The 13,067-nt window shown below is 62.4% G+C and carries 13 protein-coding genes and 1 pseudogene; 6 read left to right on the forward strand and 8 right to left on the reverse strand.

Annotated elements, in window-relative coordinates; genetic code table 11:
• Nucleotides 1-180: 180 nt before the first annotated feature.
• The 5 genes from ACIPZG_RS24520 to ACIPZG_RS24540 are packed head-to-tail and all read right to left on the reverse strand — an operon-like array spanning nucleotide 181 to nucleotide 6,683.
• On the reverse strand, nucleotides 181-558 hold the full coding sequence (locus ACIPZG_RS24520; RefSeq protein WP_400717690.1) for a response regulator: 378 nt from the start codon (nucleotides 556-558) through the stop codon (nucleotides 181-183).
• Nucleotides 559-605: 47 nt separating this feature from the next.
• On the reverse strand, nucleotides 606-1,832 hold the full coding sequence (locus ACIPZG_RS24525) for an ATP-binding protein (RefSeq protein WP_400717692.1): 1,227 nt from the start codon (nucleotides 1,830-1,832) through the stop codon (nucleotides 606-608).
• Complete coding sequence (locus ACIPZG_RS24530; RefSeq protein ID WP_400717694.1) at nucleotides 1,826-2,401, reverse strand: chemotaxis protein CheB; 576 nt, start codon at nucleotides 2,399-2,401, stop codon at nucleotides 1,826-1,828. The genes ACIPZG_RS24525 and ACIPZG_RS24530 overlap by 7 nt, the downstream gene beginning before the upstream one ends.
• Nucleotides 2,398-3,219, reverse strand: coding sequence for a CheR family methyltransferase (locus ACIPZG_RS24535; RefSeq protein WP_400717697.1), 822 nt, complete (start codon nucleotides 3,217-3,219; stop codon nucleotides 2,398-2,400). Before ACIPZG_RS24535 ends, ACIPZG_RS24530 begins: the two co-directional genes overlap by 4 nt.
• Nucleotides 3,216-6,683, reverse strand: coding sequence for a response regulator (locus ACIPZG_RS24540; RefSeq protein WP_400717699.1), 3,468 nt, complete (start codon nucleotides 6,681-6,683; stop codon nucleotides 3,216-3,218). The genes ACIPZG_RS24535 and ACIPZG_RS24540 overlap by 4 nt, the downstream gene beginning before the upstream one ends.
• Before the next feature lie 251 nt (nucleotides 6,684-6,934).
• On the opposite strand from ACIPZG_RS24540, the gene ACIPZG_RS24545 reads away from it, so the two are divergent.
• Nucleotides 6,935-7,285 (forward strand): response regulator, encoded by a 351-nt coding sequence (locus tag ACIPZG_RS24545; RefSeq protein ID WP_008101134.1) that lies wholly within the window; start codon nucleotides 6,935-6,937, stop codon nucleotides 7,283-7,285.
• A 122-nt stretch (nucleotides 7,286-7,407) separates the two neighbouring features.
• On the opposite strand, the gene cobF is transcribed toward ACIPZG_RS24545, so the two are convergent.
• Both cobF and ACIPZG_RS24555 read right to left on the reverse strand, forming a co-directional pair.
• On the reverse strand, nucleotides 7,408-8,157 hold the full coding sequence (gene cobF, locus ACIPZG_RS24550) for a precorrin-6A synthase (deacetylating) (protein WP_400717701.1): 750 nt from the start codon (nucleotides 8,155-8,157) through the stop codon (nucleotides 7,408-7,410).
• Nucleotides 8,158-8,223: 66 nt separating this feature from the next.
• On the reverse strand, nucleotides 8,224-9,513 hold the full coding sequence (locus ACIPZG_RS24555; RefSeq protein ID WP_400717704.1) for an OprD family porin: 1,290 nt from the start codon (nucleotides 9,511-9,513) through the stop codon (nucleotides 8,224-8,226).
• 357 nt (nucleotides 9,514-9,870) lie between these two features.
• On the opposite strand from ACIPZG_RS24555, the gene ACIPZG_RS24560 reads away from it, so the two are divergent.
• The 3 genes from ACIPZG_RS24560 (at nucleotide 9,871) to ACIPZG_RS24570 (ending at nucleotide 11,317) form a co-directional block, all read left to right on the forward strand.
• On the forward strand, nucleotides 9,871-10,230 hold the full coding sequence (locus tag ACIPZG_RS24560; RefSeq protein WP_400717814.1) for a histone-like nucleoid-structuring protein, MvaT/MvaU family: 360 nt from the start codon (nucleotides 9,871-9,873) through the stop codon (nucleotides 10,228-10,230).
• A gap of 219 nt (nucleotides 10,231-10,449) precedes the next feature.
• A complete protein-coding gene (gene gloA / locus ACIPZG_RS24565; RefSeq protein WP_400717706.1) occupies nucleotides 10,450-10,977 on the forward strand; it encodes a lactoylglutathione lyase in 528 nt (175 codons plus the stop codon).
• Nucleotides 10,978-11,074: 97 nt separating this feature from the next.
• Nucleotides 11,075-11,317, forward strand: coding sequence for a hypothetical protein (locus tag ACIPZG_RS24570; RefSeq protein ID WP_400717708.1), 243 nt, complete (start codon nucleotides 11,075-11,077; stop codon nucleotides 11,315-11,317).
• A gap of 56 nt (nucleotides 11,318-11,373) precedes the next feature.
• Here ACIPZG_RS24570 and ACIPZG_RS24575 read toward each other — a convergent pair.
• Nucleotides 11,374-12,195, reverse strand: a pseudogene (locus tag ACIPZG_RS24575) (shikimate 5-dehydrogenase).
• 159 nt (nucleotides 12,196-12,354) lie between these two features.
• On the opposite strand from ACIPZG_RS24575, the gene ACIPZG_RS24580 reads away from it, so the two are divergent.
• Nucleotides 12,355-12,693, forward strand: a complete 339-nt coding sequence (locus ACIPZG_RS24580) for a hypothetical protein (protein ID WP_400717710.1) — start codon at nucleotides 12,355-12,357, stop codon at nucleotides 12,691-12,693.
• A gap of 94 nt (nucleotides 12,694-12,787) precedes the next feature.
• Nucleotides 12,788-12,970 carry a hypothetical protein gene (locus ACIPZG_RS24585; RefSeq protein ID WP_400643352.1) on the forward strand — a complete coding sequence of 61 codons (183 nt, stop codon included), beginning with the start codon at nucleotides 12,788-12,790 and terminating at the stop codon, nucleotides 12,968-12,970.
• Nucleotides 12,971-13,067 lie beyond the last annotated feature (97 nt).

The following is a 13,067-nucleotide window of genomic DNA, read 5'->3' on the forward strand; positions in this document are numbered from 1 at the left end:
TGCTAGCCAGGAAACATAACCCCAGGAAAATCCCAGTAAGTTTTACGCGACTTTCGCGTCATCCATTTTTCCAGAATACGGCGTGACCGACGTGGAAGCGCCCCACAGATACCCCACTGAGGCTGAGTACAGTGGAGCACCCTGTGGAAGCCGGCTTGCCGGCGATCAGTGCCGGCTGTCTCAGCGCAGAAGGGTCTGAATCTGCTGATGCAACGTATCCAGGTCAAACGGCTTGGCCAGGATCGGCGCCTTGCGCGCGATCGGGCTGCCCGACTCGATGATCTCAGCCGGATACCCACTGATGAAGATCACCTTCAAATCCGGTCGCAACTTCACGGCAGGCTCGGCAATCTCCACCCCGGAAATCCCGCCCGGCAGGCGAAAATCCGTCACCATCAGGTCCAGGTGCGGCTTGCTCGCCAGGATCGCGAACGCCTGCTCACCGTCTTCGGCCACCAGCACGTGGTAGCCCTCGCCGGCCAGGTAGTCGCGCAGGATCATGCGAATCGCCGGCTCGTCCTCGACCACCAGTACCACGTCTTGTGCATCTTCACTCATGACTACAACGCCTTGAAATTCATACAGTTGGCCATCTGACCCCAGGCTTATGCAGAGGTTGCCCGCGCCTGGTCGTTTTGTTCTGCCGGTGCCACCAGTGGCAACAGGAGGCTGAAGGTTGCACCCTTGCCCTCCTCGCTGTCGACCAGGATACGCCCGCCATGGGCCTGGACGATCTGTTCCGAGATATACAGCCCCAGGCCCAGGCCATTGCTGGCCTGCTGCGCCGCCACCCGCTCGAACTGCTGGAAAATCCGCTGCTGGTTGGCGGCACTGATGCCGATACCCTGGTCCTGCACTTGCACCCAAGCCATGCCCTCCTGAGCGAACACCCGTACCTGCACCGGGCGCCGTTCGCCATAGCGCAACGCATTGGACAACAGGTTGGCCAGTACTTGTTCAATCCGAAACTCGTCCCACGCGCCTTGCAGCGCCTCGCAGCACTGCAATTCGATACGGGTCTCCAGCGCCGTGGCCTGGGCAGTGAAATTCTCCACCAGGGCGCGGGCCAACTGGCCAAGATCGAACGGTTTCGGCCGCAGCGACAGCTTGCCGGTACGGATGCGCGACACATCGAGCATGTCTTCGATCAGCCGGATCAGGCTGTTGATCTGCCGCTCGTCGCGCTCGACCATGGCCTGCAACTTGTCGGCGCTGAACGCGTCGAGGTTGCCACGGGCCAGGTGCATCTTGCGCAACTGGGTTTCCAGGATCAGGCCGTTGAGCGGCGTGCGCACCTCGTGGGAAACGATCGACATGAAGTCGTCGCGCATGCGCACCGCATGTTCCAGTTCACCCTGCGCCACCTGCAACTGGGCCAGCAGCTGTTCCTGCTGCTGGCGGCTGTGCTCCAGGGCCTGCAACTGCCGGTCAAGCACCTTGCGCTGGCGGTACAGGTCGACGAATACCGACACCTTGCTTTTCACCGCCATGGTGTCGAGGGGCTTGTGCAGGAAGTCCACCGCACCGCTCTCGTAGCCCTTGAAGGCGTAGTTCATCTCGCGGCCGGCCGCCGTGACGAAGACGATCGGAATATGGCGGGTCTTTTCCGTGCCACGCATCAATTCGGCCAGCTCGAAACCATTCATGCCCGGCATTTGCACATCGAGAATGGCCAGGGCGAATTCGTGCTCAAGCAACAGCGACAATGCCGCTTCAGCCGACTGGGCCTGGTGCACCTCGCGGCCTTCGCCCTGGATCAGGGCGTCGAGGGCCAGCAGGTTTTCCGGCAGATCGTCGACGATCAGCAGTTTGGCGGTGGTGAGGCTTAGCATGCGCTGGATTCCAGGGTGGCGAGCAACTGCTCGATCCCGCTCAGAGAAAGTATATGGTCGGGTCGATGCAGGGCCAGGGCGGCCTCCGGCATCAACGCCACTTGTGCATCGCGGGGGTCCTGGACCACGGTCCGGCCGCCGCTGTTCTTGATGTAGGCAAGGCCTGCGGCGCCGTCTTCGTTGGCCCCGGTGAGGAGGATGCCGAGCAGACCGTCGCCATATGCATCGGCCGCCGACATGAACAGGACGTCGATCGCCGGGCGGGAGAAATGCACCGGGTCTTCCTGGCTCAGCGACAGGCTCAAGTCGGCTTCCACTGACAGGTGGTAGCGGGGCGTGGCCACGTAGATCTGGCCGGGGGCGATGGGCTCCTTGTCATGCGCCTCGCTCACCGGCCGGTGTACCCGCCGCTGCAGCACTTCAGCCAACTGGCTGTGGCGGTCATCGGGCAGGTGCAGCACGCACAGCACCGGCGTGGCAAACGCTGCCGGCAAGCCACCGAGCACCTGCAGCAGGGCCGCCACGCCGCCCGCCGAAGCGCCGATCACGATCGCACGTACGCCGTTCATGATTTGCGGTAGATCCGTTCAGGCTTGACCAGCGGCTCGAAGCGCTCGCTGTAAGCGGAAAAATCCACCGACTCCTTGCTGCCCAGCACCAGGAAGCCGCGATGGCACAAGGACTCGTGGAACAAGCCCAGGGCTCGGTCCTGCAGTGCCTTGTTGAAGTAGATCAGCACGTTGCGGCAGGACACCAACTGGGTTTCGGAGAACACGCTGTCGGTGGCCAGGCTGTGGTCGGCAAAGGTCACGTTGTCGCGCAGGCTGCTGTCCATGATGGCGTTGCCGTAGGCGGCCGTGTAGTACTCGGAAAAGTCCCGACGGCCACCGGCGCGGCGGTAGTTTTCCTCGTACTCGCGCATGCTCTGCATCGAGTAGATACCCTGCTTGGCCCTGTCCAGCGAGCGTGGGTTAATGTCGGTGGCATAAATGATGGTGCGTTCGAGCAGGCCCTCTTCGCGCAGCAGGATGGCCATCGAATACACCTCCTCCCCGGTGCTGCAGCCGGCGATCCAGATCTTGATCGACGGCCAAGTACGCAGCAGCGGGACCACCTCGTTGCGCAGCGCCAGGAAGTGGCTGGGGTCGCGGAACATCTCGCTCACCGGGATCGTCAGGAACTGCAGCAACTGCATGAACATGCCCGGGTCGTGCAGCACCCGCTCCTGCAGGGCCGACACCGTGTGGCACTCGAACTGGCGCAGCGCATGAAGGATCCGGCGCTTGATCGAGGCGCCGGAATAATCGCGAAAATCGTAGCTGTACTTGAGGTAGATCGCCTCGATCAGCAGCCGGATCTCGATGTCGGTGTTGCGTTCGCTAGTCAAATTCGCTCCAGTTGCGGCAGCCATACGCGGATCAACGAGAACAGACGGTCCAGGTCGATCGGTTTGGCGAGGTAATCATTGGCGCCGGCCTGCAGGCAACGCTGCTGGTCGTCCTTCATGGCCTTGGCGGTCACGGCAATGATCGGCAGTTTGCGCCAGCGCGGTTGCTGGCGAATCAGCCGGGTAGCCTCGAAACCGTCCATTTCCGGCATCATCACATCCATCAGCACCAGGTCGATGTCGTCGTGCTGCTCCAGGCGCTCGATGGCCTCGCGCCCGTTGCGGCCGATCTCGACGATCGCGCCCTTGTGCTCCAGGGCACTGGTGAGGGCGAAGATGTTGCGCACATCGTCATCCACCAGCAGTATCTTGCGGCCTTCGAACACCTTGTCGCGGCTACGCGCGGTCTTGAGCATGCGTTGACGCTCATGGGACAGCTGCGATTCGACTTTGTGCAGAAAAAGCGTCACTTCATCGAGCAGACGCTCGGGCGAGCGGGCGCCCTTGATGATGATCGAGCGTGAATACTTGAGCAGCTCGGTCTCTTCTTCGCGGGTCAGGTTGCGCCCGGTGTAGACGATGACCGGCGGGAAAGACCGGATGTCTTCGGCAGTCATGCGCTTGAGCAGCTCGTTGCCGAGCATGTCCGGCAGCTTGAGGTCGATGATCATGCAGTCGTAGACGTTCTCGCGCAGCAGCGCCAAGGCTTCCTGGGCCATGGCCACGGCGGTGATCTCGACATCGTCGTCGCCGATCAGACGGGCGATGCTCTCGCGCTGCAGGTCGTCGTCCTCGACCAGCAAAATGTGCTTGAGCTTCTGCGTCAGCTTTGCTTCCAGACGGGCGAACACTTCCTTGAGCTGTTCACGACTGGTCGGCTTGACCGCGTAACCGACCGCGCCCATGTGCATGGCCGCTTCGACACGGTCCTCGACCGAAATGATGTGCACCGGGATGTGCCGGGTGCCTGCCTGCTCCTTGAGGCGCTGTAGCACGGTGAGGCCGGAATGGTCGGGCAGGCGCATGTCCAGCAAGATCGCATCGGGGATGAACTGCGCCGCCAGGGCGAAGCCTTCGTCCGCGCCCTGGGCCACCAGGCAGCTGTAGCCCAGCTCGTGGGCCAGGTCGAAGAGGATGCGGGCGAAGTTCGGCTCGTCCTCGATCACTAGGATGCAACGGTTGGCGAAGGGTGCCCGCTCACGGTCGTCGGCGAAGGCCAGTGGCGACAGCTTCGGCGCAGGTGATGCGGGCACCTGGGGCGCGGGCGGCAGTGTATCGACTGCCGGGCGCAGGCTCAGGGCCTCGACCTCCTCGGCTTGCGCCTCAAAATGCTCCGGCAGGATCAGGCTGAACACGCTGCCCTGGCCGGGGCTACTGTCGACGCTGATCTGCCCACCCAGCAAATGCGCCAGGTCGCGGGAAATCGACAGGCCCAGGCCGGTGCCGCCATAACGGCGGTTGCTGCTGCCATCGACCTGGTGGAAAGCGCCGAAAATCGCCTGCTGCTGGTCGGCGGCAATGCCGATGCCGGAATCGCGCACGGCGAAGACGATGCCGGTGCCGGCCTGGTAGCTGATGGCCAGGCTGACCTGGCCGTGGTCGGTGAACTTGACGGCGTTGGACAACAGGTTCTTGAGGATCTGCTCCAGGCGCTGGCGGTCGGTGAACAGGGTGGCCGGTACCTGCCCTTCGACCTTGACCTCGAAGCTCAAACCCTTGTGCTCGGCCAGCGGCAGGAACATGCCGCGCAGGCCTTCGACCAGACGCTCCAGATGGGTGATTTCGGGGCGCACGTCGAGCTTGCCGGCCTCGACCTTGGCGATGTCGAGGATGTCGTTGATCAGGTTCAGCAGGTCGTTGCCAGCCGAATAGATGGATTCGGCGAACTTGACCTGCTCGCCACTGAGGTTGCCTTCGCCGTTCTCGGCCAGGAGTTTGGCCAGGATCAGCGAGCTGTTGAGCGGTGTGCGCAGCTCGTGGGACATGTTGGCGAGGAACTCGGACTTGTACTTGCTCGAACGCTGCAGGTCGTCGGCGCGGGCCTGCAGCTCTTCCTGAGCCTGGCTGAGCTCGTCGTTCTTGCGGTCCAGGGCGTCGGTGCGCTCGGACAACTGCTCGTTGGTCTGTTCAAGCTCCGCCTGCTGGGTCTCCAGGTGCGCCTGGGACTCCTTGAGCACGCGCGACTGCTCTTCGAGCTCTTCGTTGGCGGTCTTGAGTTCTTCCTGCTGCACCTGCAGCTCTTCGTTGAGCTGCTGGGTTTCGGCCAGCACTTCCTGCAGGCGCTGGCGGTAGCGGGCGCTTTCGATGGACATGCCGAGGTTGCCGGCGACCCGCTCCATCAGCTCGTCGTCGCGGACCTGCAACGGGCGCAAGAAGCCCAGCTCGATCACCCCGTTGATCTGGCCATCGTCGCTGGCCGGCATCAGCAGGGCGCTACGCGGCAGCCCGCTGCCCAGGCCAGAGCTCAAGCGGTAGTAGTCCTCCGGCAAGTCCTCCAGGCGCAGCAGACGGCCTTCACGTACCGCTTGGGCCAATAGGCCATCGTGGCTGGCCAGCACCTGTTCACGGGCTTGTTGTTCGGCATCCAGGCCATAGCTGGCCACACGTACCAGGCGACCGTGACCGTCACGCACGTACAGGGCGCCGACCACGCTGCCCAGGTAACTGGCAAAGAAGCGCAGGATGTTGTCGCCCAGCATGGGCAGGGTCAGTTGCCCCAGCACCTGTTCGGCCAGCTGGGTCTGGCCGTTGCGCAGCCAGGCCTGGTGTTCCAGGCGCTCGGCCGAGCGCTGCTGGGCCTGGAGGTTGTCATCGTAGCTGCTCGACAAGGCCAGCAGGTCGCGCCGTCCGAGGTAGGCCAGCAGTCCGCTGAGGCCGACGATGAACAGCACGAAGGCGCTGATGGCGGTAACCGTAACACGGCTGACCGTTTCGTTGCGGGCCATGCGCAGTTGCTGTTCGGTGCCGACCAGGTCGTCGAACTCTTTGCGGATCTCGTCGGTGATGCGCTTGCCACGGCCGTTGCCGATGGCCTGGCGGTAGTCGCCGCCGTTACGGCGCTGGGTGATCATCTCCTTGCCAAAGTCGTTCCAGGCCTGCTGCAGGGCGACCAGCCGGTCAATGCGGTCGACCTGCTGCGGGTTGTCCGCGACCAAGCCGCGCATGCCCTGCAGGCTGCTGAAAATCTTCGGTTTGGCGACCTCGTAGGGGTCGAGGAAGCGCTCGTCACCGGTGATCAGGAACCCGCGCATGCCGGTTTCCATGTCGATCGACAGCTTCACCGTTTCGTTGGCATTGCCGATCACCCGGTCGGTGTGCTCGACCCATTGCATGGCCGACAGCAGGTAGTTGATCACCGCGACGAAGGCCACTGCGCCGAGCAGGCCAAGGCCCAACGGCAGGCCAATGTTGCGGCTCAACAGCTTGCGAAAGCTTCGTTGGTCCATTGAGGCTGCTTGAATCATGAGAAAACGCCCGAGCGAAGAAATCCATTGTTCAGTGTGGCGGCCGGAGCCTGTATTTGTCTGCCGCTGCGCTCACCGGTTAACAAGCGAGTCTAACCAGCTTTGCCGGCTTCAGCAGGGCATTTAGCCAGTATTTGAAGGTTGCATGCGCGAATCGTTCCCTGAAAGTTCGATGGCCGGTATCCTCGGGAACTTCTGTCACCCACTGGCGCACAGAATAGAGACATGCCTTTTTCAACAGGAAACGAACCATGCACCTTCTGGTAGTCGAAGACGACGACATCGTCCGCATGCTGATGGTCGAAGTGCTCGACGAGTTGGGCTACAAGGCCATCGAAGCGCAAGACGCCACGAGCGCCCTGCGTATCCTCGAAGACCCGGGGCAGCCCTTGGCCCTGCTGATGACCGATGTGGGCCTGCCGGACATGCGCGGCGAAGAACTGGCGGCCAGGGCCCGTGTGTTGCGGCCTCTGCTGCCGGTGCTGTTTGCCAGTGGCTATGCCGAGAGTCTGAACGTACCGGAAGGGATGCACATGATCGGCAAGCCGTTCAGCATCGAACAGTTGCGCGACAAGGTGGTAGGGATTCTGGGTACGCCTTGAATTCGCCTTTGCGGCCATCGCCGGCAAGCCGGCTGCCACAGGTTCCCCACTGAGCTTGAGAGCTGTGGTGTACCTGTGGCAGCCGGCTTGCCGGCGATGAGGCCGGTACCGGCATCCGCTGATCACAGCTCCCGCCGCAACAGGTAGGTATCCATGATCCACCCCTTGCGCAACCTCGCCTCCTCCCGCACCTGCACGATGCGCTGCTTCACCGCCTGCAAAGGCCCGGCAATCAGCACTTCGTCCTCCGTTCCCAGGTAAGCCCCCCAGTAGATCACCAGCCCAGGATCATCGAGCGCGGCGAACGCACACTGCCCATCGAGCATCACCACCACGTTGTCGATCACACCCTGCTCGGCCAGGCGACGCCCGGGCAGCACGGTCAGCGGCTCGCCGATACGGTTGAGTGGAATCTGGTGCCGGGCCGCCAGCGCCTGCACGCTGCTGATCCCGGGAATCACCTGCAGGCGCAGCGCGACGCCACGTTCGCGGACCAGGTCAAGCATGCGCAGGGTACTGTCATACAAGCCCGGCTCGCCCCACAGCAGAAAAGCGCCGATGTCCTCGGCGCCCATTTCTTCGCTGATCAGGCGGGCGTACAGGGCGGCCCGCTGGCGATGCCAGTCATGCACCGCTTCGACATAGTCGACGGCCTCGGCATCGCGCCGTGGGTCTGCGACCTGAACCAGGCGATAACCGCCTTCAGGTCGGTAGCGCTCGAGGATGGCCTTGCGCAAACGTACCAGTTGGTCCTTATCGGCCCCTTTGTCGAGCACGAAAAACACCGTGGCACGGCGCAGCGCCTCCACAGCCTCATAGGTGACCTGCCGTGGGTCACCCGGGCCGATACCGATCAGCAGCAGCTCTTTCATCGCCTGACCCTGGAAGGGAACCAGCGGCCATTGTCGGCCGGCCGCCGGAGTTTGGCAAAAACGACCTCAGAAGATCGAGAAGTTGTAGCTGACGATGACCCGCGTCTCGTCCATGTCCCGCGCCCACTGCTCGTAGTTGCTGCGGTAGGTGGAGTTACGCAGGCGCACGCTGACATCTTTGAACGTGCCGCTCTGCACCTGGTACTTGAACTCGGTGTCGCGTTCCCATTCCTTGCCTTCGGCGTTGCTGCCCGGGACCTTGATATGGTCACCGTTGATGTAGCGGGTGAAGAACGTCAGACCAGGTACGCCGAGCGCCTTGAAGTCATAGTCATAACGCAATTGCCAGGAACGTTCCTGGGCAGCGGCGAAGTCATTGACCTGAGCGTAGTTGACCAGGTACGGGTTGGTGCCATCCAGGTAAGGCATGGCGCTTTCGCCGTACATGCGCTGCCAGCCGGCACTGACCTTGTGGCCGCCCAGGCTGTAGCCGAGCATGCCGCTGAAGGCACGGTGGTCGATCTCGCCTGCATGGGCGTTGCCGATATCATCACTCTTGATCAGCCGCAGGTCGGCCGACAGGCTGCCGGTCGTCAGTGGCTGGTTGGCGACGAAGCCCAGGAAGTGCTGGCGGTAGATGTTTTCCAGCTCGCCGACCTGGTACTGGGCGCTGAAGTGCTCATTGAAGCGGTAGTCCAGGCCCGCCAGGTCGAAGTGGTCTGCCTCGATGTTGCAGGCATAACGCTTGTTCTTGCAGTGCACACGAAGGTCCTGGCGGTCGCTGGAATCCCGTGCGGTGTACTGGTTGAAGCGAGCCAGGGTGAACTTGAGGTCGCGAATCTCTTCGGACGTCAACAGGGCACCGTGGAACATGGTCGGCAGCAGACGGCCATCGTTGTACTTCAACAGCGGAACATCCGGCATCGACGATCCGTATTTCAATACGGTCTGGGATACCTTGACCTTGGCCGCCAGGCCCATCTTCGCGTATTGGTCGGCAGAGTGGCGTGGGTCATGGCCGGAAGAAGGCAACAAGCCGCTGTTACTGTCTGCCGGGCTGGAGTCGAGTTTGAAACCGAACATGCCCAATGCATCGACACCAAAGCCGACCGGGCCTTGGGTATAACCGGACTGCAGATTCAGAATGAAACCTTGTGCCGCTTCTTCACGCTTCGACGCGCCTTGACTGGAACTGCTATGGCCGTCACGAAAATCCCGGTTGAAATAGACAGTGCGCGCTTCGACCTTGGCAGTACTGTCTTCAAGGAAACCGGCGGCCTGGGCCTGGGCACCGGCACACAACAGCAACAGGCCGGCAACACGGCGCCCGGGGGCGAGAGGGAAAGGGGCAAACATGCGAGGGAACATCCAGAAGAAAGGCAAAAAACAAATCCGCGCCGAACAAGGCGGCGCGGATGCGGGAGGGCCGAACAATCGCCAACCATCATCTGAAATGATCGCGCAAACGCTCTAGGACGCGCCATTGGACCATAGTCTAGAACGCAGTGGTCGCGCCTGGAAAACGCTTCGAATTTACCGCTCGAAAAACTAGCAAAGTTCCCGAATTACACTAAAAAGTTTGCGGTTTACCGGTGCCCGACAAGTGACTACACTCGATATCAGCGAACAGTTAGACCCACCCGCGTGGCCGGCGTTTATGCCTTATCAATGTTCGTCACGCCCTGCCACGGAAGACGTACAGGAGTGATTACAGTGTCCAGACTTGCAGAGTTTCGTGCTGCCGAAAAAGCGCTCCAGGAACAAATGGCACAACTGGAGGCGCTGAAAAAGGATGCCGGCCTCAAACGCGAAATCGAATTCGAGCAGAAACTAGTCGGCCTGATGAAAAGCTATGACAAGAGTCTGCGCGATATCATCGCCATCCTCGACCCGAAAGCTACGACGCGCGGCGCGTCCAGTGCGCCGAAACAACAGCGCCGCCCGCGCGTGGTGAAAGTGTACGAAAACCCGCATACCGGCGAGCTGATCGAAACCAAAGGTGGCAACCACCGCGGCCTCAAGGCCTGGAAAGAACAGTACGGCGCCGCCACGGTGGAACGCTGGGTACGCTGATGAAACGTCAACGCCAGCTTCACACTTTTTTCACAACCGCTGGCCCAGTATCGAGGCAGCTAATGGACTAGCGACCCCACGCGCCCGCACATGCGGGCCTCTATTTCAGCGCCCTGCCTCGTGCAGGGCGCTTTCGTTTGCGCAATCGCTTCACTGCCGTATCATGGCCCTCCTGTCTGTTTCGCTGGCCCCGCCGCCAGCCTCGTCTCTGGAGTACCCATGAGCCTGCACGATCTGCACACCCTGCCGGGCGTTACCGCCCGACCTGACGCCGCCACCGCCCAGTTCGTCTTCAACCACACCATGCTGCGGGTCAAGGACATCGAGAAATCGCTGGACTTCTACACCCGCGTGCTGGGTTTCCGCCTGGTCGACAAACGTGATTTCCCGGAAGCGGCCTTCAGCCTGTACTTCCTGGCCCTGGTCGACCCGGCGCAAATCCCCGCCGACGACGCCGAGCGCCACCAGTGGATGAAATCCATCCCGGGCGTACTGGAGCTGACCCACAACCACGGCACCGAAAACGACCCTGAGTTTGCCTACCACAACGGCAACAGCGACCCGCGCGGCTTTGGCCATATCTGCATTTCCGTGCCTGACGTGCGCGAAGCCTGCGCCCGCTTCGAGGCGCTGAACGTGCCGTTCCAGAAGCGCCTGGCCGACGGCCGCATGAACCACCTGGCCTTCATCAAGGACCCGGACGGCTACTGGGTCGAAGTGATCCAGCCAGCCGAACTCAAGGGCTGATCGTTCATCGGCTCGCGCTCGTCGGGTCGGGAACTCCTGGCCACTCGCTGTGGTATATGAAGGTAACCGCTTCATACGCCACAGCGAGGTAAGGACGATGCAATCTCTTCACTGTGAATACCGCGACCACACCATCACCGCCAGCGTGATGCCCCATCCCGACTCTCCCCTGCCCTATGCCGCCGGCTGCCTGATCACCGATCCTGAAGGGCATACCAGCAAGCGCATCCCGATGCCGATGAAGTTCTTCTCCGACCTGGAAAATGCCCAGCATGTGTCGCTGGCCCATGGGCGGGCACTGGTGGACGAGCAATTGGACAAGGGGCATAGAACCTTCTGACTGCCCGCAGGGCCCTGTCGCCGGCTTGCCGGCGACAGGGCCATGGCAGGCGCCCTCTAGCTACCCCGCGCGTAAGCCACCGCCGCCTGGACCTGCTCCGGCGTCGGCCGAACCCCGGTATACAGCACGAACTGCTCCAGCGCCTGCAGCGCAATCACCTCCAACCCGGTAATCACCGGCTTGCCCAACGCCTGCGCACGCCGGATCAACGGCGTTTGCGCCGGCATCGCCACCACATCGAACACCCGCTCGGCCGCGTCAATGGCGTTTTCGCTGAACGCCAGCTGATCAGCCTCCGGCCCGCCCGCCATGCCGATCGGCGTCACATTCACCAACATGGGCGGGCACAAGTCGCCCAGCTCGGCCACCCAGCGATAGCCGCAGACATCCGCCAGTTACCGCCCCGCCTGCTCGTTGCGCGCCACGATCACCCCCTCGCGCAATCCCGCATCGCGCAAGGCACTGGCCACCGCCTTGGCCATGCCGCCACTGCCACGCAGGGCGAATGCAGTGCCTGGGTCGACCTGATGCTGCTCGATCAGCTGCCGCACCGCGAGGTAATCGGTGTTGTAGGCCTTCAGCCGGCCAGCGGTGTTGACCAAGGTATTGACCGACTCGATGGCGGCCGCCGACGGGTCGATCTCGTCGACCAGGGCCATGCACGCCTCCTTGTACGGCATGGACACCCCACAGCCGCGAATGCCCAGCGCGCGCATGCCGGCGATGGCGGCCGGCAAGTCGCCCGTGGTCATTGCCTTGTAGTAATAGTCCAGGCCCAGCTGCCGGTAGAGGTGGTTATGAAAGCGCACGCCGAACGTGCCTGGCCGCCCGGCCAGGGAGATGCACAGCACCGTGTCTCTGCTGGGAGTTGTCGCCATAAACTGCTCCTTTTTCATAACTGAAACGTTTGTTCAGCGTAACAGAGACCACCACTGGTCGTCCCTTACACAACCTTTACCGTTCCCCTGTGCTCAGCTGACAGAGCGCAGCTCATAGTAGTAGGACCCCGAGCGTGGGGTTTCTTGCGAGGAACCGTCATGAAGCGTCTCATCCCCGGAATCGCCCTGCTGGTCGTTGCCCTGGCCATCAGCGGGCAAGCATCCGCCCACGGTGGCGGTGGTGGCTGGTATGGCCCAGGCCCGCTGCTCGGGGCAGCGGTGGTTGGGGCGGTGGTCGGGGCTACGGTTTCCGCTGGCCACGACCGCACGGTGTATGTAGAGCGCCAACCGGTCTACTACGGCCCGCCTCCGGTGTATGTGCAGGCACCGCCACCGCCACCGGTTTACTACCAGCCGTACTACGTGCAGGGGCCACCCCCACCGGTGTATCGCGTCTACGGCCCGCCCCCGGTGTATTACGGCCCGCCGCGTTGGTGACCGTTGAAAAACCTGATGAGCACTATTGAGCAAGTTGATTTCAAACCGCGTTGGCTGCTGCGTAAGGTAGGGCCATGTTTTACAGGAGGTCCCCATGGCCACTATTCAGATCATGTCCGTCATCGGCAGCGCCGTCCCGTCTACACTGCGTGAGCAAGGGCTGCTGGCATGTTGGTACCTGATGCGCAACGGCGAAGCCGTGAGTGGCCCGCTGACCACCCGCGCGTCGGCCCAGTCCCTGGCCGAACAGCTCCAGGCCAATAGCCTGCTCGCTTGACCGAATTTGTTGTGCGTTGCTCCCTACGCCTCTTCTGACCCGCCTCTGGCGGGTCTTTTTTTGCCCCGAACTAACCGACGAACGGACGCAGGATAAC

Source organism: Pseudomonas sp. NPDC089395 (assembly GCF_044749525.1).
Lineage (GTDB): Bacteria > Pseudomonadota > Gammaproteobacteria > Pseudomonadales > Pseudomonadaceae > Aquipseudomonas.

Excerpts from the sequence above, each read along its gene's own strand:
- ACIPZG_RS24520 (WP_400717690.1), bottom strand. The coding sequence starts at position 558 with ATGAGTGAAGATGCACAAGACGTGGTACTGGTGGTCGAGGACGAGCCG.
- ACIPZG_RS24525 (WP_400717692.1), bottom strand. The coding sequence starts at position 1,832 with ATGCTAAGCCTCACCACCGCCAAACTGCTGATCGTCGACGATCTGCCG.
- ACIPZG_RS24530 (WP_400717694.1), bottom strand. The coding sequence starts at position 2,401 with ATGAACGGCGTACGTGCGATCGTGATCGGCGCTTCGGCGGGCGGCGTG.
- ACIPZG_RS24540 (WP_400717699.1), bottom strand. The coding sequence starts at position 6,683 with ATGATTCAAGCAGCCTCAATGGACCAACGAAGCTTTCGCAAGCTGTTG.
- ACIPZG_RS24545 (WP_008101134.1), top strand. The coding sequence starts at position 6,935 with ATGCACCTTCTGGTAGTCGAAGACGACGACATCGTCCGCATGCTGATG.
- cobF (WP_400717701.1), bottom strand. The coding sequence starts at position 8,157 with ATGAAAGAGCTGCTGCTGATCGGTATCGGCCCGGGTGACCCACGGCAG.
- ACIPZG_RS24555 (WP_400717704.1), bottom strand. The coding sequence starts at position 9,513 with ATGTTTGCCCCTTTCCCTCTCGCCCCCGGGCGCCGTGTTGCCGGCCTG.
- gloA (WP_400717706.1), top strand. The coding sequence starts at position 10,450 with ATGAGCCTGCACGATCTGCACACCCTGCCGGGCGTTACCGCCCGACCT.
- ACIPZG_RS24570 (WP_400717708.1), top strand. The coding sequence starts at position 11,075 with ATGCAATCTCTTCACTGTGAATACCGCGACCACACCATCACCGCCAGC.
- ACIPZG_RS24580 (WP_400717710.1), top strand. The coding sequence starts at position 12,355 with ATGAAGCGTCTCATCCCCGGAATCGCCCTGCTGGTCGTTGCCCTGGCC.
- ACIPZG_RS24585 (WP_400643352.1), top strand. The coding sequence starts at position 12,788 with ATGGCCACTATTCAGATCATGTCCGTCATCGGCAGCGCCGTCCCGTCT.